This is a genomic window from Micromonospora parva, assembly GCF_040649675.1.
GTDB classification, from domain to species: domain Bacteria; phylum Actinomycetota; class Actinomycetes; order Mycobacteriales; family Micromonosporaceae; genus Micromonospora; species Micromonospora parva.
In genome coordinates this window covers 298,659-319,254 of sequence record NZ_JBEZFX010000008.1, presented here as the reverse complement: position 1 = coordinate 319,254, position 20,596 = coordinate 298,659, and the positions used below count along the sequence as shown (strand labels likewise).

General features: G+C 71.5%; 16 protein-coding genes. 5 read left to right on the top strand and 11 right to left on the bottom strand.

What is annotated here, in order from left to right; genetic code table 11:
* The first annotated feature begins 328 nt into the window (after positions 1–328).
* From AB0C03_RS21895 to wecB, 3 genes are read left to right on the top strand one after another with little or no spacing between them, the layout of a single operon-like run.
* Positions 329–1,369 carry an SDR family NAD(P)-dependent oxidoreductase gene (locus AB0C03_RS21895; RefSeq protein WP_030335135.1) on the top strand — a complete coding sequence of 347 codons (1,041 nt, stop codon included), beginning with the start codon at positions 329–331 and terminating at the stop codon, positions 1,367–1,369.
* Positions 1,363–2,502 carry a polysaccharide biosynthesis C-terminal domain-containing protein gene (locus AB0C03_RS21890; protein WP_210865505.1) on the top strand — a complete coding sequence of 380 codons (1,140 nt, stop codon included), beginning with the start codon at positions 1,363–1,365 and terminating at the stop codon, positions 2,500–2,502. Before AB0C03_RS21895 ends, AB0C03_RS21890 begins: the two co-directional genes overlap by 7 nt.
* Entirely contained in the window at positions 2,499–3,623 is a 1,125-nt protein-coding gene (wecB, locus tag AB0C03_RS21885; RefSeq protein WP_210857618.1) for a non-hydrolyzing UDP-N-acetylglucosamine 2-epimerase, read from the top strand. The genes AB0C03_RS21890 and wecB overlap by 4 nt, the downstream gene beginning before the upstream one ends.
* A 203-nt stretch (positions 3,624–3,826) precedes the next feature.
* Here wecB and AB0C03_RS21880 read toward each other — a convergent pair whose 3' ends face one another.
* The 6 genes from AB0C03_RS21880 to AB0C03_RS21855 all read right to left on the bottom strand — a co-directional run bounded on the left by AB0C03_RS21880 (position 3,827) and on the right by AB0C03_RS21855 (position 10,360).
* On the bottom strand, positions 3,827–5,701 hold the full coding sequence (locus AB0C03_RS21880; RefSeq protein WP_210865506.1) for a nucleoside-diphosphate sugar epimerase/dehydratase: 1,875 nt from the start codon (positions 5,699–5,701) through the stop codon (positions 3,827–3,829).
* 251 nt (positions 5,702–5,952) lie between these two features.
* Complete coding sequence (locus AB0C03_RS21875) at positions 5,953–7,203, bottom strand: glycosyltransferase family 4 protein (protein ID WP_357638605.1); 1,251 nt, start codon at positions 7,201–7,203, stop codon at positions 5,953–5,955.
* Between the two features lie 100 nt (positions 7,204–7,303).
* The gene (locus AB0C03_RS21870; protein WP_357638603.1) at positions 7,304–8,404 is read right to left on the bottom strand and encodes an NAD-dependent epimerase/dehydratase family protein; all 1,101 of its coding nucleotides are present in this window, start codon (positions 8,402–8,404) and stop codon (positions 7,304–7,306) included.
* Positions 8,373–9,410 carry an MraY family glycosyltransferase gene (locus AB0C03_RS21865; RefSeq protein ID WP_357638602.1) on the bottom strand — a complete coding sequence of 346 codons (1,038 nt, stop codon included), beginning with the start codon at positions 9,408–9,410 and terminating at the stop codon, positions 8,373–8,375. The genes AB0C03_RS21870 and AB0C03_RS21865 overlap by 32 nt, the downstream gene beginning before the upstream one ends.
* Positions 9,411–9,701: 291 nt before the next feature.
* On the bottom strand, positions 9,702–10,157 hold the full coding sequence (locus AB0C03_RS21860) for a hypothetical protein (RefSeq protein WP_357638600.1): 456 nt from the start codon (positions 10,155–10,157) through the stop codon (positions 9,702–9,704).
* Between the two features lie 23 nt (positions 10,158–10,180).
* On the bottom strand, positions 10,181–10,360 hold the full coding sequence (locus tag AB0C03_RS21855; RefSeq protein WP_030335121.1) for a hypothetical protein: 180 nt from the start codon (positions 10,358–10,360) through the stop codon (positions 10,181–10,183).
* 415 nt (positions 10,361–10,775) lie between these two features.
* Here AB0C03_RS21855 and AB0C03_RS21850 point away from each other — a divergent pair, with 415 nt between their 5' ends.
* Complete coding sequence (locus AB0C03_RS21850) at positions 10,776–11,723, top strand: DUF389 domain-containing protein (protein ID WP_030335119.1); 948 nt, start codon at positions 10,776–10,778, stop codon at positions 11,721–11,723.
* A gap of 198 nt (positions 11,724–11,921) precedes the next feature.
* On the opposite strand, the gene AB0C03_RS21845 is transcribed toward AB0C03_RS21850, so the two are convergent.
* Positions 11,922–14,363: a Tex family protein gene (locus tag AB0C03_RS21845; protein WP_357638597.1), complete on the bottom strand. Its 2,442-nt coding sequence runs from the start codon at positions 14,361–14,363 to the stop codon at positions 11,922–11,924.
* A gap of 124 nt (positions 14,364–14,487) precedes the next feature.
* Between AB0C03_RS21845 and AB0C03_RS21840 the strand changes: the two genes are divergently transcribed.
* Complete coding sequence (locus AB0C03_RS21840; RefSeq protein ID WP_030335115.1) at positions 14,488–15,999, top strand: deoxyguanosinetriphosphate triphosphohydrolase family protein; 1,512 nt, start codon at positions 14,488–14,490, stop codon at positions 15,997–15,999.
* Between the two features lie 58 nt (positions 16,000–16,057).
* Here AB0C03_RS21840 and AB0C03_RS21835 read toward each other — a convergent pair whose 3' ends face one another.
* The 4 genes from AB0C03_RS21835 to AB0C03_RS21820 form a co-directional block, all read right to left on the bottom strand.
* Positions 16,058–17,152, bottom strand: a complete 1,095-nt coding sequence (locus AB0C03_RS21835) for an MBL fold metallo-hydrolase (protein WP_357638703.1) — start codon at positions 17,150–17,152, stop codon at positions 16,058–16,060.
* A gap of 160 nt (positions 17,153–17,312) precedes the next feature.
* Positions 17,313–18,317, bottom strand: coding sequence for a serine hydrolase (locus tag AB0C03_RS21830; protein ID WP_357638595.1), 1,005 nt, complete (start codon positions 18,315–18,317; stop codon positions 17,313–17,315).
* Between the two features lie 101 nt (positions 18,318–18,418).
* Positions 18,419–19,348 carry an SDR family NAD(P)-dependent oxidoreductase gene (locus AB0C03_RS21825; RefSeq protein WP_357638593.1) on the bottom strand — a complete coding sequence of 310 codons (930 nt, stop codon included), beginning with the start codon at positions 19,346–19,348 and terminating at the stop codon, positions 18,419–18,421.
* 16 nt (positions 19,349–19,364) lie between these two features.
* Entirely contained in the window at positions 19,365–20,549 is a 1,185-nt protein-coding gene (locus AB0C03_RS21820; RefSeq protein ID WP_357638591.1) for a zinc-dependent alcohol dehydrogenase, read from the bottom strand.
* Positions 20,550–20,596 lie beyond the last annotated feature (47 nt).

Here is a 20,596-nt window from a genome sequence, read left to right as displayed (position 1 = left end):
GTAAGGGTGTTATAGCAAGCGTCGATCCGGTAATTCGCATGTTTCATGAAATGACTGCGACAGATGCCGTTCGGGCTGCGCACTTTGGCGCGACTCGTCGCCGCGTGCGGTCCCCGGGGCGACCGACCACCCGCGATCGTTTCTTCCTTGTCATGCTTTACGGCGATTTAGCAGCGAGAAGCGTATCTGCCGGCTGGACATGTCGTTGTCCCCGGTGCCGCAACCGGCCGAGCCGGCCCTTGCTGCGGATGGATCGTGGGCGACGCCCTGGCTCCACTCGCCGACTCGTCGGGTTATGGATCGGCGAATCGACGACACGGGAGGGTTTATGACTTTCGCTACCACCGGGCACCGCGTGCTCATCACCGGCGGCACCGGTTCCTTCGGTCAGACCATGGTTCGCCGGCTCCTCGCCCGCGGCGTCGGCGAGGTTCGGGTGCTCAGCCGGGACGAGGCCAAGCAGGACGCGATGCGTCGGCTGCTCGGTGACGAGCGGGTCCGCTACTACGTCGGCGACATCCGCGACTACGACTCGGTGCTCAAGGCCAGCCGAGGCATCGACTACATCTTCCACGCCGCCGCCCTCAAGCAGGTGCCGTCGTGCGAGTTCTTCCCCCTCGAGGCAGTACGGACGAACGTGCTGGGCAGCAGCAACGTCGTCGAGGCCGCCGAGCGCAACGGCGTCGGGTCGGTGGTGGTGCTCAGCACCGACAAGGCCGTCTACCCGGTGAACGCGATGGGCATGAGCAAGGCGATGATGGAGAAGGTCGTCCAGGCGCACGCCCGGAACAACCCGAACAGCGCCACCACCGTCTCCTGCGTGCGGTACGGCAATGTCATGTACTCGCGTGGGTCGGTGATTCCGCTCTTCATCGAGCAGATCAAGGCGGGCCGGGCGCCCACCGTGACCGATCCGGGAATGACCCGGTTCGTGATGTCGTTGGCGGACTCCGTCGAGCTGGTCGAGCACGCGTTCCAGCACGCGCGGCCGGGTGACATCTTCATCCGCAAGGCCGCGGCGTGCACCGTCGGCGACCTGGCCGAGGCGGTGTGTCAGCTCTTCGACGTACCCGCCAAGCTCGATGTGATCGGCATTCGACACGGCGAGAAGCAGGCCGAGACGCTGGCCAGTCGGGAGGAACTCGCCCAGGCCGAGGACTTCGGAGACTTTCTCCGGGTGCCGCTGGACGGTCGCGATCTCAACTACGCGCTCTACGTCTCCGAGGGCGAGTTCGGTGCCGGGCTGACCGAGGACTTCAACTCGTCGAACGCGCCGCAGCTCGGCGTACCCGAGCTTGTCGAATTGCTGAAGACGCTGCCCGAGGTGCGCGCGGAGCTGGCGCTGCGAGACCCGGTGTTGGCGTGCTGAAGCTCGCCGTCACCGGCGGCGGAGGTTTTCTCGGCTGGCACGTCCGGGTGCTGCTGCGCGCGCTGGGGTGGCCGGAGCCGACAGTGCTCAGCCGTGTCGACCTGGCCGACCCGGGAGTGATCGCGGCGAAGATCGCCGGCCACGACCGCCTGCTGCACCTGGCCGGCGTCAACCGGGGCGACGCCGCCGAGGTCGCCGCCGGCAACATCCAGCTCGCCACCCAACTCGCCGACGGGCTCAAGCACTGCGCGAACCCGCCGGCGCGGGTGGTCTACGCCAATTCGGTGCAGGCCGGCAACGGCACACCGTACGGCGACGCCAAGGCCGAGGCGGCGCGGGTGCTGGCGGACACCGGCGTCGACCTCGACGACGTGTTGCTGCCGAACCTGTACGGCGAGCACGGGCGACCGCACTACAACTCGGCGGTGGCGACCTTCTGCCGGCTGCTCGCCGAGGGTGGGCGGCCCGAGGTGCACGCCGACCGTGAACTGAGCCTGGTGCACGTCACCGATGCCGCCGCCCGGCTCATCGGGCTGTCCCGCGGGGGGTCGTGGGATCCGGCCATGCCGGCGCTGCGTGTCGGCGTCCAAGCCTTGGCGGACCGGCTCGCCGGGATGGCCGCGACGTACCGGACCGGGGAGATCCCGTCCCTGCTGAACCGGCACGACGTGCGGCTGTTCAACACCTACCGGTCGCACTGCTTCCCGGCGCACTACCCGATGGCGTTGCCCCGGCGAGCGGACGCCCGCGGCGAACTGGTCGAGACGGTCAAGGCGCACGGCGGGGCGGGGCAGTCGTTCTGCTCCACCACCCGGCCCGGGATCACCCGGGGAGAACACTTCCACCTGGCGAAGGTGGAGCGGTTCGTGGTGCTGCGCGGCTCGGCCGAGATCAGCCTGCGCCGGGTCGGCGACCACGAGGTGCTGCGGTTCCCGGTGAGCGGTGCCGAGCCAACCCTCGTCGACATGCCCACGATGTGGGTGCACAAGCTGGTGAACACCGGTGTCGACGAACTGGTGACGATGTTCTGGACCAACGAGCTTTTCGACCCGGACCGGCCGGACACCTGGGCGGAGCCGGTGGAGGCGGCCCGGACGGCGCCCCTGGCGGCAGCAGAGAGAGGGCGGGCATGACCCGGATCATGACTGTCGTCGGCACCCGGCCGGAGATCATCAGGCTCTCCCGGGTGCTCGCGCGACTCGACGACACGGTGGAGCACACGCTGGTGCACACCGGGCAGAACTGGGACAGCACCCTGTCGGACGTGTTCTTCAAGGAGCTGCGGCTGCGGGAGCCGGACCGCTTTCTCCGGGTCGACACCTCGTCGCTGGGGAGGGTCCTCGGCGGGGTGCTCGTCGGCATGGAGACCGCGATCGCCGAGGAGCGACCCGACGCCCTGCTGGTGCTCGGTGACACCAACAGTTGCATCGCCGCGCTGATGGCCCGCCGGATGCGGGTGCCGGTCTATCACATGGAGGCCGGCAACCGGTGCTTCGACCTGAACGTGCCGGAGGAGACCAACCGCCGCCTGGTCGACCACGTGGCCGACTTCAACCTCGTCTACACCGAACACGCCCGGCGTAACCTGCTCGCCGAGGGCCTGCACCCACGCCGCATCCTGCACACCGGCTCACCCATGCGGGAGGTGCTGGAGCACTACCGGACTCCGATCGCCAGCTCGACCATCCTGCGTCAACTGGAACTCGACCAGGGCCGGTACTTCCTGGTGAGCGCGCACCGGGAGGAGAACGTGGACCGCCCCGAGCGGCTCCAGCGGTTGCTGGACTGCCTGGTCGCGGTTCGCGACCGGTGGGGCTTCCCCGTGCTGGTCTCCACCCACCCGCGCACCCGTAAGCGGCTGGAGGCGCTGGCCCCGGATGCCAGCGCACTGGACGGCATCGCCTTCCACGACCCGTTCGGCCTGCTGGACTACGTGCACCTGCAGACGAAGGCGTTCTGCACCCTGTCCGACAGCGGGACGATCAGCGAGGAGGCCGCCATCCTCGGCTTTCCCGCGGTGACGTTGCGCGAGTCGATCGAACGCCCGGAGGCCCTCGACGCGGGCGGCATCATCATGACCGGCCTCGACCCGCTGGGCGTGGTCGAGGCGGTCGAGGTGACGGTGGCGCAGGTCGCCGCCGAGGGGGTGCCCTGCCCGGCCGATTACCAGGTGCCCGACACCTCCCGGCGGGTGGTGGACTTCATCCTCTCCACAGTGCGCCGGCACCACGACTGGGCGGGCATCCGCCGCTGACCAACTCGGCACCAGGGCCGGCGATCACGAACGCGTGATCGCCGGCCCTGGTCGCTGTGCGCCTGGACCTCGCCGGACTCCCGGCCCTGGGCCGCGCGCTGGTGCGCCGTGACGGCGGGACGCCCCCGTGGGCGAACGGAACGGGGTGACGCCCGCGTGGCGTCACCCCGTTCAGCCCCGCCGTGGCGACGGGGTCGATCAGATCAGTGCGACTGCAGGGGCACGCCCCGCGGGCCCTTCACCGCCGGAGCGACCGGCTGGGCGCAGAGCAGCGCGAGCTGCTCGATGATCTTCGCCGGGTCGTCGTACGGGTCGAGCCCGCTCACCTCCATCGGGTCGAGCGGCGGCACGGCCACGTGGGACACCAGGGGGTGGAACGGTCGGGTGTCGACCTCACCGACGCCGAGCAGGTCCTCGTGCAGCTTCTCGCCCGGCCGCAGCCCGGTGTAGACGATGGGCACGGAGCTGGCGGCCTGCTCGGCCATCTGACGCGCCAGGTCGACGATCCGGACCGGTTCGCCCATGTCGAGCACCAGCGCCTCGCCGTCTCGGCCGATCTCGGCAGCCTGGAGCACCAGGTGGACGGCCTCCTGAATGGTCATCAGATAGCGGGTGACGTCCGGGTGGGTGACGGTCAGCGGCTTCCCTGCCTCGATCTGCCGCTGGAAGGCCGTCACCACCGAGCCGCGGCTGCTCAGCACGTTGCCGAAGCGAACACTGAGGAACGTGCCCGGGAACCGGGACGCGGCGTGAGCTGTCAACTGTTCGGTGATGCGCTTCGAGTAGCCGAGGACGCTGATGGGGTTGGCTGCCTTGTCGGTGGAGATGTTGACGAACTTCGCCACGTCCTGGCAGGCGTCCAGCACCGACAGGGTGCCCCAGACGTTCGCCTTGACCGCCTCGCCCGGGTGCCGTTGCAGCAGGGTCAGGTGTTTGAGCGCCGCCGCATGAAAGATGATCTCCGGACGGCGTTCCCGCATGATCCGCCGGATGCCCTCGTCGTCGCGCAGGTCGGCGAGGATCAGTTCGGGGCCGTCCAGCATGGCCCGTCCGGCGAGCGACATCTGCAGGCCGTGCAGGGCCGACTCGTCCCGGTCCAGCATCATCAGCTCGCCCGGGTTGGCCTTCATCACCTGACGGCAGAGTTCGGAGCCGATCGACCCGCCGGCGCCGGTGACGAGGATCCGTCGGCCGGTCAGGCTGTTGGTGCTCAGCGGCAGGTCGCCGACCACCTGCCGGCGGCCGAGCAGGTCGCTGACCTCCACGTCCCGGACGTCGGTGACGGTGATCCGGTGGTCGACAAGGTCCCGCACCGGGGGCAGCACCTTGAAGACCGCGCCGGCCTCGAGGGTGGCCTCGCGGATCTGGCGGATCAGCGCGGCGTCCGCGTTGGCCACCGAGAAGATGACGGCGGTGGCGCCGGTACGGCGGACCGAGGCGGCCACGTCGTGCCGTCCACCCAGCACCCGCACCCCACCGATGCGCAGGTCACGTTTGTCGGCGTCGTCGTCGAGCGCGCCGACCGGCAGGTACCGGCCGCGCGGGTCGCTGAGCATGGCGCGGAGCAGCCCTTGACCGGCGTCACCCATCCCGAACAGCAGCACCGGCGTCGACGACCTGACATCCGGGCGCATGGCGAGGTCGTGTCGGTGCCGGTACACGAACCGGCTACCGAGCATGAGCAGTAGCGCGAGTGCGCCGCCGACCAGCGGGGTGCTCGCCGGCACCGGCCGATCGCCGGACGGCAGGAGCCCGAGCAGCAGGATGGCGGCCGTCGTGATGGTGGTGCCGGCGACGCCCTGGACCTCCTGAAGGCTGCCCAGCGGGTGCCGTCCGGAGTAGAGCCGGCGCAACGCCGCCACCGCCACGTGCAGGACCGCCGCGGCCAGTCCGACCGCCGCGGCCCGGCCGAGCTGGCCGGGAGGGAGCTGGAACTCGAACCGGGTCCAGGCGGCGGCCACCAGACCACCGACCCAGGCGGCGGTGTCGGCCGCGAGAAATCCGATGGCGCGCCGGCGGGCCCTGGCCCGCCGGGTCCGCTGGTCCGGCCGCTCCGTGTGCTCCGTGTCCTGGGGCATGTACTGGCTCCCTGTCCCGATCTCCGACTCTTCCGCCGCCCGGCAGAAGGAGCTTTGCGCTCTTTGTCCTTGTTACAGGGCGAAGCAGTTGCTCTGGCCGTGTTTCGGGTTATCTGAGCTGAAGATCCGGCTATCCTATTGGCCGCCCAGTGCGCCTGGCTGCTGTAGCGGCCTCAGCCACCGCCGTTCGGCCTGGCCACTGGGTGCCACCGGGTGAGCCGTCTTCCTCGACAACGCCACCGGCACCGTGATCAGCCGGCGGCCGGGACGTGGCCCCGGACCGCCTTCTCCAGGTGCATGGCGAGCGCGACGCTGCCGACCCGCTCGGAGAGCCGTTCCAGGTAGAACTGCCGACCGCCGCGGCCCAGTTCCTCGCGTTTCTCAGCGCCCAACTCGTACATCCGACGGATCGCGTCGGCCAGTGCGTAGGGGTCGCCGGGAGGGGCGACGAACCCGGCACCGGACTCGTCGACGAGCCGGGCCGCGTCACCCGCCAGAGCGGCCACGATGGGACGTCCGCACGCCAGGGTGCTCTGCACCTTGCTGGGCATGATCGACCGGAGGAGGGGCTGATCGCGCAGGGAGATCAACTGGACGTCACCGAGCGGCATCAGCTCGACCATCCGCTCGACCGGCTGCTGGCCGAGGAACACCACCCGGCCGGGCGCGTACCGTGCCGCCGATTCGCGCAGCCGGCGTTCCTCCACACCGCTGCCGGCGAACACGAGTGTCAGGTCCGGGATGTCTGCGAGATGCTCCAGGGCGTCGACGGCGACGTCGAGCCCTTGGAGGTTTCCCATGCTCCCGGCGTACATGACGACGAAGCCCTTCAGCCCGAGGGCCGCCGCCAACTGGGGATCAGGTGTTCGCGGCCGGAAGAGGCGCTCGTCGACCCAGTTGTAGACGACCGAGAGTTTGTCCCGGGGGACACCTCGGTTGCTCAGGATGTCGGCCATGCCAGGGGCGATGACCGCCACCGAGGACGCGCCCCGGTGCGCCGTGTCGCAGAACCTGTTGAGCCACCGGACGATCAGGTCGGTGCGACGGCCCGGGCGCACGTAGTCGCTCTCCGCCAGGGTGTCCGGCCAGAGATCCTCCATGAGAATCACGTACGGGCGTCCGTGCAGCCAACGGGCCACCATCGCGGGCAGCGTCACCGTCGCCGGCGACGAGTAGACCAGCCACACGTCGACCTTGCGGAGCAGGTCCAGCCGGGCCGCGGCGGAGGCCGCGAAGCTGAGATAGTTGGCGGCCCGCCCGAGCGCCGACCGGTCGTGACTGGGCACCAGCGGCACCCGGTGCACCGAGACGCCGTTCATCATCTCGAAGCGGTAGGGGCGCAGCCGGTAGCCCGGAGACAGCCGGCCGGACGGATAGTTCGGGAAGCCGGTGAGCACGTGCACCTCGTGCCCGAGGGCGACGAGCGACCGGCTGATGATCCCCGGAACGACGGCGGAGCCACCCTCCGGGTCGTACCACTGGGTGATGATCCCGATTCTCACCGCGCTGCCACCGTGGCCGGAGCAGCAAAGGAACCGATCAGGTCGGTCGGGCCTGACCCGGGGGCGAGAGCCATGGAGAGCCTTCCTGTTGGGGGCGGAGCTACGTCGTCAGGGAGCGGTTTTCCGCGTCCGCTCCGCTCGTCTCGACCGGTCGCCGGTCACCTGTTCGGGGCCGCGCCACGGCGTCGGCGTTCGGCGTCGCGGCGGGTGTCGGCTCGGCGCCGGCAGTCCTCAGCCGCTCCCACGCCTCGGGGCGCAGCGTGGGCGCCAACCCCTGGTCGGTGAGCCAGCCCGGCGTCTGCCGCTTGCCGAACAGGAGCATCTCCACCCGACGGGCGTGCGCGTTGGCGTGCAGACCCGTCCGCCCGTACGCGGTGACGCAGCGCGTCGCGTACCGCGCCATCAGTGGTGGGAGGTGCAGTGGCTCGCGGCCACCGAGCAGGCGCAGCAGCAGCCCTGTCGTCATGCCGTTGTGCGGCTGGAGCACGATGGGCGGCACCGGGCCGTCGACGAGCCCGAGGTGGGCGATCGCCGCGGCGACGTCGTCGATGAGGACCTGGGGTGTCGGCGCGGTACCGTCCCCGGCGACGCAGCTCATCCGCGACTGCGCGAGCCGGACGAGCGCCCTGGTGTTCGGTCGATCCACGTCGTGAACCCAGGTCGACCGATAGATGACCGTATCGATGCAGTCCTCGCGTTGCAGCAGGCGTTCGCCGACCGCCTTCGAGCGGGAGTACGGCGAGAAGGGCATCGTCCGCGATGTCTCGTCGAGATCCATCGCCCCCTGCGCCGCCGCCGAGCTGACGTGGACCAGCCGGTCGGCGTTGACCAGGGCGCTGGCTCGGGCGACGAGGGTGGGCAGCAGTGCGTTTCCGCCGTACAACTCCGCGCTGTCCGGGGCGGACCCGTTCGGCAGCCCGGCCGTGTTGATCACGACGTGTGCGCCGTCGAGCTGTGCGGCGAGGGCATCGACGACGTCCCGCTGGAGATCCGCCGGCACCGAATTCCTCCGGAGTGACTCGGTGAGTGGCCACGACAGGCGCGGTGCGGAGACGAGTTGGACCTCGACACCCCTGCTGCGCAGCTCGGCGACGACCGCGCGGCCGACGAAGCCGCTGCTGCCCAGCACCGCGACCTTCTGCACCGGCCGGTTCCCGGGCCCGGCCGGGTCACCGGCTCGTTGAGCTGACAGTTCTGGCATGGATCGTTCTTCCTTCCGGCGAAGGCTGGGCCCGCTGTGCGGTGAGCCAGGCGGGGGCAGCGAGGTAGGCGGCGAGGATGGCGAGGGCCGTGGCGTCCAGCGCGACCCGGGTGACTGGTCCGCTGAAGGACGCGGCGACCAGGCAGCCGGCCACTGTCGCGCCGACGACGGCGGTCGTCGCGGTGACCCGCTGGTGCGACCAACCGCCGTCCGTCAGCCGCTGATAGGCGTGGTTGCGGTGGGGGCGGTACCAGGCTTCGCCCTTGCTGATGCGGCGCAGGAGCGTCCAGCCCGTGTCGGCGAGATACAACGCGAGTGGCGCCACGGCGGCCTCCGGCGGCGTGCCGCGCACGATGGCGTAGGCGGCGATCGTGCTGAGCGCACCGCCCAGGGCGTACGACCCGACATCGCCGAGAAAGACCTTCGCGACCCAGGCGTTCCAGGGCAGGAATGTCAGCGAGGCGGCGGCGATCAGACTGCCGGCCGCGATCAGTAGCGGAAGGTCCGTGAGCACTCCGAGCACGGCGTACGCCAACCCGCCGAGGATCGCGTGCACGGCCGAGATGCCGTTGATGCCGTCCATGAAGTTGAAGGCGTTCACGTACGAGGTCACCCAGGCCGCCAGGGCGAGGACGAGGAGCACGTGGACGTACCAGGCCTGCCCGCCGGGCACCAGGATCACCGCCGTGCCCAGGCCGGCCAGCACCTGCAGGAGCAGTCGGCTGCGGATCGGGACACCCCGCAGGTCTTCCAGGAGCCCGATCGCCGCGAAGAAGAGCAGCGGTACGGCGATGGACCGGGCGTGTTCGTTGAGGAGAAGCGCGAGCCCCGCCGCCGCGGCGACTCCCACGCCGCCGCCGCGCGGGATCGGTGTGCTGTGCGAGGACCGCTCCGACGGTATGTCGAGCACCGCTGCTGCTCTCAGCAGGCGAAGGACGAGCGGTTGCAGCAGCGTGCCGACGACGAGTGCGAGAACGATTCCGCCAGCGAGCGGAACACTCAGCATGGCGTGATTCCTGACGAAATGCAGTGAGGATCCTCTTGAATGCGTACGAGATTCACCAATTGTGCCTTTGGTTTGAACTGGTCAAACGAGGATGAATCAATCATAGGGGGTCGCTACTATGGACAAACGACCGTTCGCGCTATTCGGTGTGGAACAGGCGGCTGAAACCGCTCGCGCTGTTCTCGACGACGTCCGGCAGCCCGATGCGGGGGCTGACCTCGTCGGTCACCCCGGCGGACGTGACGGTGACGGTGGCCGGCCACCGAATGTGAGACGGGCCGGCCGGCCCGCTCAGAGTCGGGCGGGGGGCGAACCCGGCTCGCCGGTCCCGTCGTCCAGCAACCGGGTGAGCAGCGTCCGCAACGGGATCGACTCGCCGTCGCGACCGCCGGCCCCGACGACCAACGGCGCCGGGCTGGGTTCCGGGTCGGCACCGAAGAGCCAGGCCCGCCAACCACCCGGCACTGTCAACAGGTGGAACCGGCCATCCACGTCCACCGCCCGGGTCTCGGCCCGGTCGACATACCAGCCGGTCAGCCTGGTCCGGTAGCGTCCACGCCCGTCGTACCCCCGGGCGGCCAACCGGGTGGTGGGCAGCCCTCGCCGGGTGGCCTCAGCCACGAACCAGGCCACCAGGTCCGCCGCCTGCGCGTGCTCGGCGGCCCGCCGCCGCGCGTCCGCGTCGGCGTGCGCCCGCACCGCCTGCCGCTGCTGATCCCGCCACTCCCGGGCGTCCCGCTCACCCACGAGGGTGACGGTACGCCACCGGCTCAGTCGAGTACGGCCCGCAGCGTGTGCCGGACGATCAGGTCCACCGCGGGGTCGACCACGCCGACCGCACCCAGGTCGATGACAGCGTCCAGCCGCCCGCTGCGCTCCTGCGGGCCATTCGCTCTCCGCGCGCCGCCAGTGCCGAGCGGGTCGAGCGGGCGCTGCGCGGGGTCGTCCACAGCCGCCGCTGTGGACGGTCCCGTCCTCCCCTGCGCCACCTGTGTCCCGCGCCCGGTCTGGGAGTGCTTGGCGAGTCCTTTCGAGCTGACCCGTTTGTGACATCACGGCATGACCCGCTCGTCGTATCAGATTCGGAGCGACGCGGTGGCGCGGGATACGGCGCGATTCGTTTGCCGCATCAGCTCCAAAGGATGCCGCAAGAGGTTCTTTGCCCGGCGCGGCTGCCCTGCCCGGCAACCCGCCGCGTGGTTGCGCCCGGCACGCGTCGCCGGGCAGGGTCGGTCGACCAGGCCATTGCGGGTTCAGCAGCCGTACGCCCTCCTGCGGTCGGTGCGGCCGGCGGCCGGGCGGTAGGGTCTCGACCGGCCGGTCGGGCGGGTAGGGGACGGGCCGGTCGGGTGAGGGGGAGGACACGTGCTGCACCTGAGGGTGATCGCTTCGCCGGAGCAGTCGGCGAACGTGATCGACCTGCTGGCCGCCGAGCCCGGCGTGACCCACCTGGTGGTGCTGCCCGGCGTCGCCCGGCAGCCCCCGGGCGACCTCATCCAGTTCGACGTCGTGCGGGAGAGCGCCGACCGGGTGTTGCAGGAGTTGCAGCGGATGGGGGTGGACGACACCGGCGGCATCGCGGCCGACGATGTGGAGTTGACCGTCTCCGCCGCGGCTGACCGAGCGGCGGAGCGGGCACCGGGCAGCGGGGCGGACGCGGTGGTCTGGGACGAGATCGCCGCGAAGACTGGCGAGCAGACCGAACTGTCCGGCACCTACCTCGTACTGATCGTGGTGGCCACCATGATCGCCGGCATCGGTGTGCTGTTGGACCAGCCGATCCTCATTGTCGGGGCGATGGTGGTCGGTCCGGAGTTCGGCCCGCTCGCCGCGCTCTGCGTGGCGTTGCTACGTCGTCGGTTGGACGTGATCGGCCGCTCGGTGCTTGCCCTGACTGTCGGTTTTATGGCGGCCATGGCGGTCACCGTGCTGAGCACCTGGGCGTTGACCGCCGCCGGCCTGGTCAGTCGGGAGATGCTGCTCGCCGAACGTCCGCTCACCGACTTCATCTGGCGGCCGGACGCGCTGTCCTGGGTGGTCGGTCTACTTGCCGGCGTGGCCGGGATGCTCTCGTTGACGTCGAAGAAGTCCGGCAGCCTGGTCGGCGTGCTGATCTCGGTGACCACGGTCCCGGCCGCCGCGAACGTGGCGGTGGCCGCCGCCTACGGAGTGTGGGACGAAGCGGGCGGCTCGGCCCTCCAACTGGTGATCAACCTGTGTGCGATCGTCCTGGCCGGACTGCTCACCCTCGTGGTGCAGCAGGTCTGGTGGTGGGGTCTGGCTCGTCGGTCCCGTCGTCCAGCAACCGGGTGAGCAGCGTCCGCAACGGGATCGACTCACCGTCGCGGCCACCGGCCGCGACCACGTCATCGGCCTGGCTCGCGTTTCGCGCGGGTCGTCGCCCGGACGGACCCCGATCTTGGACAGTTTCCGTTCCGTCTGAACGGAAACTGTCCAAGATCTGCTGTGGCGTGGGCGTTTCGGTCGATCGCTCGCGCCGGTTGACCGGGGTCAGGCCAGGCCGGCGCGGCGCAGGGCTTCGGCCATCGCGTCGTTGGCCGGCGCCGGTGCGCCCTGCCGCTGCTGCCCGCCGCGACCGCCCTGCTGCCCGCCGCCGCGACCACCCTGGCCGCCACGGCCACCCTGGCCGCCACGGCCACCCTGGCCGCCGCCACGACCGCCCTGGCCGCCACGACCGCCCTGCGGTGCGCGCTGCGCCGGGCCGCCACGCCCCTCCTGGCTCGTCCGACCAGCACCGCCGGCCGCCGGCTCGTCGTCCAGGCGCAGGGTCAAGGAGATGCGCTTGCGGGGTACGTCCACATCGAGCACCCGGACCTTGACCACGTCGCCGGACTTCACCACCTCGCGGGGGTCCTTCACGAAGGTCCGGGACATCGCCGACACGTGCACCAGCCCGTCCTGGTGCACCCCGACGTCGACGAACGCGCCGAACGCGGCCACGTTGGTGACCACACCTTCCAGCACCATGCCGGGCGTCAGGTCGCTGATCTTCTCCACGCCCTCGACGAAGGTGGCGGTGCGGAACTCCGGGCGGGGATCGCGGCCCGGCTTCTCCAGCTCGGCGATGATGTCGGTGACGGTGGGGAGGCCGAACCGGTCGTCGACGAAGTCGGTGGCCCGCAGCCCGCGCAGGATCGTGCTCTTACCGATCACCGAGCGCAGATCCTGACCGGTGCTGGCCAGGATCCGGCGCACCACCGGGTACGCCTCGGGGTGCACGCTGGACGAGTCCAGTGGGTCGTCGCCGCCGGGGATGCGCAGGAAGCCGGCGCACTGCTCGAACGCCTTCGGGCCGAGCCGGGCCACCTTCTTCAACTCGGTACGCGAGCGGAACGGCCCGTTGGCGTCCCGGTGCAGCACGATGTTCTCGGCCAGCCCGGCGCCGATCCCGGAGACCCGGGTGAGCAGCGGCGCGGAGGCGGTGTTGACGTCCACCCCGACCGCGTTGACGCAGTCCTCCACCACCGCGTCCAGCGACCGGGACAGCTTCACCTCGGACAGGTCATGCTGGTACTGGCCGACGCCGATCGACCGCGGGTCGATCTTGACCAGCTCTGCCAGGGGGTCCTGCAGACGCCGGGCGATGGAGACCGCGCCGCGCAGCGACACGTCCATCCCGGGCAGCTCCTGCGCGGCGTACGCGGAGGCGGAGTAGACCGACGCGCCGGCCTCGGAGACCATCACCTTGGTCAGGTTGAGCTGCGGGTGCCGGGCGATCAGGTCACCGGCGAGCTTGTCCGTCTCGCGGGAGGCGGTGCCATTGCCGATCGCGATCAGCTCCACCCCGTGCGCCCCGGCCAGTCGGGCCAGGATCTCCACCGACGCGTCCCACTGCCGGCGCGGCTCGTGCGGGTAGATGGTGTCGGTGGCGACCACCTTGCCGGTGGCGTCCACCACCGCCACCTTCACGCCGGTGCGCAGGCCCGGGTCCAGGCCCATGGTGGGCCGGGTGCCGGCCGGCGCGGCGAGCAGCAGGTCCCGCAGGTTGGTGGCGAAGACCCGCACCGCCTCCTCCTCGGCCGCCTGCCACAGCCGCATCCGCAGGTCCGCGCCAAGGTGGATGAGGATCCGGGTCCGCCACGCCCAGCGGACCGTGTCGGTCAGCCAGCGGTCGGCCGGGCGGCCCGCGTCGGACACCCCGAACCGGCCGGCGATGGCCGCCTCGTACCGGGTCGGGCCGGTCGGCGCCGCGTCCGCCTCACCGGCCTCCTCCGGCTCCATGGTCAGGTCGAGCACGCCCTCCTTCTCGCCCCGGAACATCGCCAGGATCCGGTGCGAGGGCAGCTTCGGGTACGGCTCGGAGAAGTCGAAGTAGTCGGCGAACTTGGCGCCGGCGGCCTCCTGACCGTCGCGTACCCGGGAAACCAGCCGGCCCCGCGACCACATCTGCTCGCGCAGCGTGCCGATCAGGTCGGCGTCCTCGGCGAAGGTCTCGATGAGGATGGCCCGCGCGCCCTCCAGCGCGGCGGCCGCGTCGGCGACGCCCTTCTCCGCGTCGACGAACGCGGCGGCGGTGGCCTTCGGGTCCTGGGTCGGGTCGGCCAGCAGCGTCTCGGCCAGCGGGGCGAGGCCGGCCTCGCGGGCGATCTGGGCGCGGGTCCGCCGCTTCGGCTTGTAGGGCAGGTAGATGTCCTCCAGCCGCGACTTCGAGTCGGCGGCCATGATCTGCGCTTCCAGGGCCTCGTCCAACTTGCCCTGACCGCGGATCGACTCCAGGACGGCCGCCCGCCGCTCGTCCAGCTCGCGCAGGTAGCGCAGCCGCTCCTCCAGGGTGCGCAGCTGGGTGTCGTCGAGCAGGCCGGTGGCCTCCTTGCGGTAACGGGCGATGAACGGCACTGTGGCGCCGCCGTCGAGCAGCTCCACGGCCGCCCGCACCTGACGCTCGGCCACGCCGAGCTCGTCGGCGATCCGCTGATGAACAGACTGGGTCACGATCTCGATCCGCCTTCGGGAGTGGGTACCGCCTGCATTCTGCCGGGCGGCCCCGACAGCTGTCGTCGCGGCTGGCCGGGGTGACCGGCGGCGGTCCCGGCGGGCCTGCGCTAGCGTGGCGATCATGGAATCTGCTGCGGAGCCGCGCGCCCGGCGGCTCTTCGGCGGCAGCGCCCGGGCCCTCGGCGACCTCGCGGCCAACCCGTTCCGCGCCGACCGGGACCGGATCGTCGGCTCGCCGTTCTTCGCCCGCCTCGGCGGTGTCACCCAGGTGATCAGCCCGGTCGGCTCCGGGCTGCTGGTGCACAACCGGCTCACCCACAGCCTCAAGGTCGCCCAGGTGGCCCGGGCCATCGCCGAGCGGCTGACGGCCGACGAGCGGTGGCGTGACCTGCTGGACAAGCTCGGCGGCCTCGACCCCGACGTGGTGGAGGCGGCGGCGCTCGCCCACGACCTCGGCCACCCACCGTTCGGGCACCTGGGGGAGCGGGTGCTGGACCGGCTGGCCCGTCAGCGCCTCGGCCTCTCCGACGGGTTCGAGGGCAACGCGCAGTCGTACCGGATCGTCACCAGCACCGAGATCCGGGGCGCGGCCACCACCGGGCTGGACCTGACGGCGGCGGTCCGCGCGGCGATGCTGAAGTACCCGTGGACCCGGCTGGACCACCCCGACCCGCACCCGCGCACGATGGATCCGCCGCCGCGCGGAGCCACCCCTCCGCCGGACGACCCGGACAGCGGCTCGTCGAAGTTCGGCGCGTACCGCACCGAGCTGGACGACCTGCGGCAGGCCCGGGAGCCGTTCGCCGGCCGCATCCCGGACTGGCAGCAGACGGTGGAGGCGTCCGTGATGGACACCGCCGACGACATCGCGTACGCCATCCACGACGTGGAGGACTTCTACCGGGTCGGTGTGCTCCAGCAGGGGTCGGTCTCCGCCGAGTTGATGGCCTGGCAGCGCGAGAGCGGGCACTTCCGGGCGATCACCGACGCGGCGTTGGCCACGTCGGCGCGGCGACCCGGGGCGGCGATCGAGCGGTTGCGTCGACAACTGCACCGCAAGGACGCCTGGATCGCCGACGACGACGCGTTCGCCGCCGCCGTCGAGCACGTCCGCGAGGAGCTGGTCGACGGGCTGCTCGCGATGCCGTTCGACGGCTCGATCGAGGCCGAGCAGTACGTGGCGCGTTTCTCCGCCCGCTGGTCCACCCGCTTCGTCGAGGCGATCACCGTCACCGATCAGCCGTCGGTGCGCTCCGGGTACGTGCTGCTCGGCTGCGCGCAGTGGCACGAAGTGCAGGTGCTCAAGTTCGTGCACCACCGGTTCGTGCTGGCCCGCCCGGACCTCGCCCTGCACCAGCGCGGTCAGGCCCGGCTGCTGGGCACCCTGGTCGAGGCCCTCTGGGAGTGGCTGCTCGACCCGGAGGAGGAATCCCGGCTGCCCCGCCGGCTGCACGACCTGGTCGAGTTGGCCGAGGCCGAGCTGCACCCGCGTACCCCGGACCGGATCGGTCGGGCCCGGGGCCGGGCCATCGTCGATTTCGTCGCGCAGCTCACCGACGGTCAGGCGGTGGCCATGCTGGACGCCCTCTCCGGCCGGTCCGGCGCGCTCTGGACCGACGCGTTCGTCCTCTGACCCGCGAGACCCCGGGCCGACGGCTCAGGCCAGCGCTGCGGAGGCCTGACGGACTGCCTCAGGCGATGGCCTGCCACCAGCCGTCGACGGCGGGCGGTTCGTCGACCACCACCCGCTCGCCGGGGCGGGGCACGGCGAGTCGCACGTCGCGGGCTTTCGCCTCGGCCCACAACCGGTCGACCGGCTCGGACCAGTCGTGCAGCGCCAGGTTGAACGTCGCCCAGTGCACCGGCACGAACAGCCCGCCACGCAGGTCGAGGTGGGCGTTCACCGCCTCCTCCGGGAACATGTGGATCGTCGGCCACGCCCGGTCGTACGCGCCGATCTGCATCAGCGTCACGTCGAACGGCCCGTGCTCGGCGCCGATCTCCGCGTACCCGGCGAAGTAACCGGAGTCGCCGGTGTAGAAGACCTTGCGGCGGGCCCCGGCCACCACCCAGGAACTCCAGAGGGTGCCGTCGCGGCGCAGCCCACGGCCGGAGAAGTGCTGGGCGGCCGTCGCGGTGATATCCAGGCCGGCGACCTGGTGCGACTCGGACCAGTCCAGCTCGATGATCCGCTCGGCGGGTACGCCCCAGCGGTCCAGGTGCGCGCCCACGCCGAGCGGTACCAGGAACGGCGCGGACTGCCCGGCGAGCAGCGCCCGCACGGTGGCCATGTCGAGGTGGTCGTAGTGGTCGTGGGAGATCAGGATGGCGTCCAGCGGGGGCAGCTCGTCGATGCCGACCGGTGGCTCGTGCAGCCGGCGCGGGCCGACCAGAGGAGACGGGGAGCACCTGTCGCTCCACACCGGGTCGAGCAGCACCCGCCGGCCCTCGATCTCGATCAGCGTCGAGGCGTGCCCGTACCAGACGATGTTCAGCTCGTCGGCCGCGTCGGCGGCGTCCGTCGTGCCGGGCCGCAGCAGCGGCACCGGTGTGGTCGGGCGCCGCTTCTGCTTACCGAAGATCAGCTCGCGGACCAGGTTGCGGCCCGGCTCGGCGACCATCGTGCGGGTGCCGGCCTGGTTGTGGAAGGTGCCGTCGCGGAACTGGGGCGAGCGGGCCGCCCGTTCGGCGCGGGCCCCGCTGAGCCGGCCGCCGAGCGCCGCCGGCACATCCCGGGCGACCCAGGCCAGGCCGGCCAGCGCGGCCAGCCCAGCCGCGCCGCGCATCCGCCGCCCGAGCGACCGTTCGATGTCCGTGCTCCGCGCTCGTGCCATTGCCGTCCCTCCGACGTGTCCGCCCTACACGGTAGTCACCCGAACCGACCCGTGCCCCGGCGGTCGCCACGCCGGGTCGGTCGCCGACGGTGGCGACCGACCCGGGATGGCGTCAGCCGCCGTTGCTGGGGCGTCGGGCGGTGATCCGGAACGTGGTCCCCACGCCGGCGATCCGGTCCACCGCGGCCAGGAACTTGGGGCCCATGGCGGCCCGGGCCTGCACCGCCGGGTGGGTCGCGCCGAAGTCCTCCGGGTTGGCCTGCCCGTCGGCGAAGAGCGCGTAGGTGAGCACCGCCGCACCGGAACGGTCGAAGATCACCCCGGCCTCGTGCCGGGCGTCGGCGAACCAGCCGGCCTTGGTGGCGACCCGGGCTCGCTCGTCGGAGGACATCGTGCGCCGGATGCCGTCGGTGAACGCCACCGGGGAGCGCAGCAGGCCCAACAGGTACGTCGTCGAGGCGGGGGAGAGCAGCGTGCCGGCGACCAGGGCGCGCAGCAGGTCGTGCGTCTCGCGCGGGGTGCTGGTGCCGAGGAAGAACCGGTTCGGGTTGGCCACCGGCTCGACCTGGGTGTTCGGGAAGCCCTTGGCGACCAGGATGGAGTTGATCTCGGCGGCCGGGGCGACCAGGCCGCACAGCCGCACCGCCGTGTCGTCCGAGACGGTCAGCAGGTTGGCCAGCACGTGCCCGATGGTCACCCGGCTCGGGTACGCGCCGTCGAGGCTGAAGATGCCGTCACCGCCCGGTACGACGATCGCCGCGCTCACCTCGACCTGCTGGTCCAGGGTGAGCAGCCCCCGGTCGACCTTGTCGAGCACCGCCGTGGCTACCGCGATCTTGTTGACGCTGTACGCCTCGATCCGCCGGTCCGCGTCGGCCTGCACCGCGACCACCGGCGCACCGGCCGGGTCGGCGACGCTGACGTACGCCTGCCAGTTGCCACCGGCCTCGGTGCTGTGCTTGGTGAAGACGGCGGCGACCCGTCGGGCGGCCCGAGCGGGGGTGGTCGGCGACGTCTCGGTGGCCTCGGCGGCGCTCGCCGGGGCGGCGGCGCCCAGCACCGTGCCGGCGGTGGCCACGGTGCCCAGGCCGAGTGCCGTTCTGCGGTTCAGTCGCATGATGAATCGTCTCCCCGATCGTGGTGCGCCAGAGCGCTTGCTGGCCCACCACCCTATGCGAGTTGATCGATACACGACGCCCCCGGATCGTCCTGAGTGGCTCAGCCGAGCCGCCGGCGCAGCGCGGCGCCCACCGCGCCAACCGGTCCGAACACGAGTTGCCGCAGGTCGGGAAGGTGACCACCGTGCACCGCCTCGCCGGCCGGGTTCGGCGCGAAGACCGAGCCGTCGTGCGCGGCGACCGGGCGTCCGCTGAGCCCCGCCGCCCGCATCAACGGTCCGACCAACACGTCATAAACCCCCGGCAGTACGGTGAAACCGGCGCGCAGCACCACGTTGAGCCGGCCCACCGACACCTCCCGGCGGGGCCGGTCCACACAGTCCACGATGGCCCGCGCCACCCGCTGCGGCCGGGCGATCGGCGCGGGCGGCCGCCCGATCCGGCCCAGGTAGTTGGCCGCCTGCTGGTACACGGGAGTGTCCACGCTGCCCGGGTTGACCAGGCACAGCCGGATCGCCGGGCGGTCGCGCAACTCCTGCTGCACCGCCCGGACGAGACCCTGCAACCCCCACTTGCTCGTCACGTACGCGCTCATGTACGGCGCGGTGATGTGCCCGAGAACCGACCCGGTGAGGATCACCGTGCCAGCCCCGGCGACCCGGAAGTGCCGCAACGCCACCCGCACCGAGGCCGCCGCGCCGAGCAGGTCGGTCCGCACCACCTGGTCGAAGACCTGTTCCGGCAGCTCGTCGAAGCGCCCGTAGGCCATCACCGCCGCCGTGTGCACCCACACGTCGATGCGGCCGAAACGCTCGACCGCCGCGCCCGCGAGCGTGTCCAGCGCGTCCGGCTCGGTCACGTCGGTCGGCACGGTCAGCACCTCGGCCTCGGCGCACTCGGCGCGTACCTCGGCCAGGGTCGTGGCGGCGCGGGCAGCGAGGACCAGGCGGTCGCCGCGCTCGGCGAACGCCCGCGCCGTCGCCCGGCCGATCCCGCTGCTCGCGCCAACGATCACGACCACCCGGCTCACGGCGCACCCCTCGCCCTCATGGTGCGAGCACGACCTTGATGCAGCCGTCCTCCTTCTTCTGGAACATCTCGTACGCCTGCGGCGCCCGGGCCAGCGGCACCCGGTGGGTACGCAGGTCCTCCACGCCCAGCGGGTCGTCGTCGCCGGCGAGCAGCGGCAGGATCTCGTCGGTCCACCGGCGCACGTGACACTGCCCCATCCGCAGCTGGACACCCCGGTCGAACATCTCCATCAGCGGCATCGGGTCCGCCTCACCGCCGTACACCCCGGAGATCGACACCGTCCCACCGCGGCGTACCGCCTTGAGCGCGGCGTGCAGGACGGAGAGTCGGTCCACCCCCGCCCGGTCGGTCATCGTCTGGGCCACCTTGTCCGGCAGCAGCCCGGCGGCCGTCTGGGCCAGCTTGCCCATTGGCGAACCGTGCGCCTCCATACCCACCGCGTCGATCACCGCATCCGGGCCGCGGCCGTCGACCAGGTCGATCAGCGCGCCCGGCACGTCGGACAGCTCGCTGACGTCGAGCACCTCGATGCCGTGCCGGCGGGCCAGCTCCAGCCGCTCGGGCACCAGGTCCAGCCCGATCACCCGGCCCGCGCCGAGGTGGCGGCCGATCCGTGCGCAGAACTGCCCGACCGGACCCAACCCGAAGACGGCCAGGGTGCCACCCGGTGGGGTGTCCGCGTACTTCACCGCCTGCCAGGCGGTCGGCAGGATGTCGGACAGGTAGAGGTACCGCTCGTCGGCGCCGGTCTGCGGGATCTTGATCGGCCCGAAGTGGGCCTGCGGGACGCGCAGGTACTCGGCCTGCCCGCCCGGCACCGAACCGTAGAGCGAGGTGTAGCCGAACAGGGCCGCGCCCTTGCCCTCGCTGGTGACCTGGGTGGTCTCGCACTGGGCGTAGAGCTGGCGCGAACACATCCAGCAACTGCCGCAGGCGATGTTGAACGGCACCACCACCCGGTCGCCGGGCTTGAGCCCGGTCACCTCCGGCCCGACCTCCTCGACGATGCCCATCGGCTCGTGGCCCAGGATGTCACCCGGCTTCAGGTACGGCCCGAGCACCTCGTACAGGTGCAGGTCCGAGCCGCAGATAGCGGTCGAGGTGATCTTCACGATCGCGTCGGTCTGCTCCTCGATCCGAGGGTCCGGGACCTCCTCGACACGTACGTCCCGCTTGCCCTGCCAGGTGAGTGCCTTCATGTCCCTCGTCCCCTCTCCACGCTGTCTGAGAGGACTGCTACCCGGGC

Bases quoted from the DNA above. Each gene is read 5' to 3' on its own strand.
- AB0C03_RS21870 (WP_357638603.1), bottom strand. From the start codon at position 8,404: ATGCCAGAACTGTCAGCTCAACGAGCCGGTGACCCGGCCGGGCCCGGG.
- AB0C03_RS21895 (WP_030335135.1), top strand. From the start codon at position 329: ATGACTTTCGCTACCACCGGGCACCGCGTGCTCATCACCGGCGGCACC.
- AB0C03_RS21830 (WP_357638595.1), bottom strand. From the start codon at position 18,317: ATGCGACTGAACCGCAGAACGGCACTCGGCCTGGGCACCGTGGCCACC.
- AB0C03_RS21840 (WP_030335115.1), top strand. From the start codon at position 14,488: ATGGAATCTGCTGCGGAGCCGCGCGCCCGGCGGCTCTTCGGCGGCAGC.
- AB0C03_RS21880 (WP_210865506.1), bottom strand. From the start codon at position 5,701: ATGCCCCAGGACACGGAGCACACGGAGCGGCCGGACCAGCGGACCCGG.
- AB0C03_RS21835 (WP_357638703.1), bottom strand. From the start codon at position 17,152: ATGCGCGGCGCGGCTGGGCTGGCCGCGCTGGCCGGCCTGGCCTGGGTC.
- AB0C03_RS21865 (WP_357638602.1), bottom strand. From the start codon at position 9,410: ATGCTGAGTGTTCCGCTCGCTGGCGGAATCGTTCTCGCACTCGTCGTC.
- wecB (WP_210857618.1), top strand. From the start codon at position 2,499: ATGACCCGGATCATGACTGTCGTCGGCACCCGGCCGGAGATCATCAGG.
- AB0C03_RS21820 (WP_357638591.1), bottom strand. From the start codon at position 20,549: ATGAAGGCACTCACCTGGCAGGGCAAGCGGGACGTACGTGTCGAGGAG.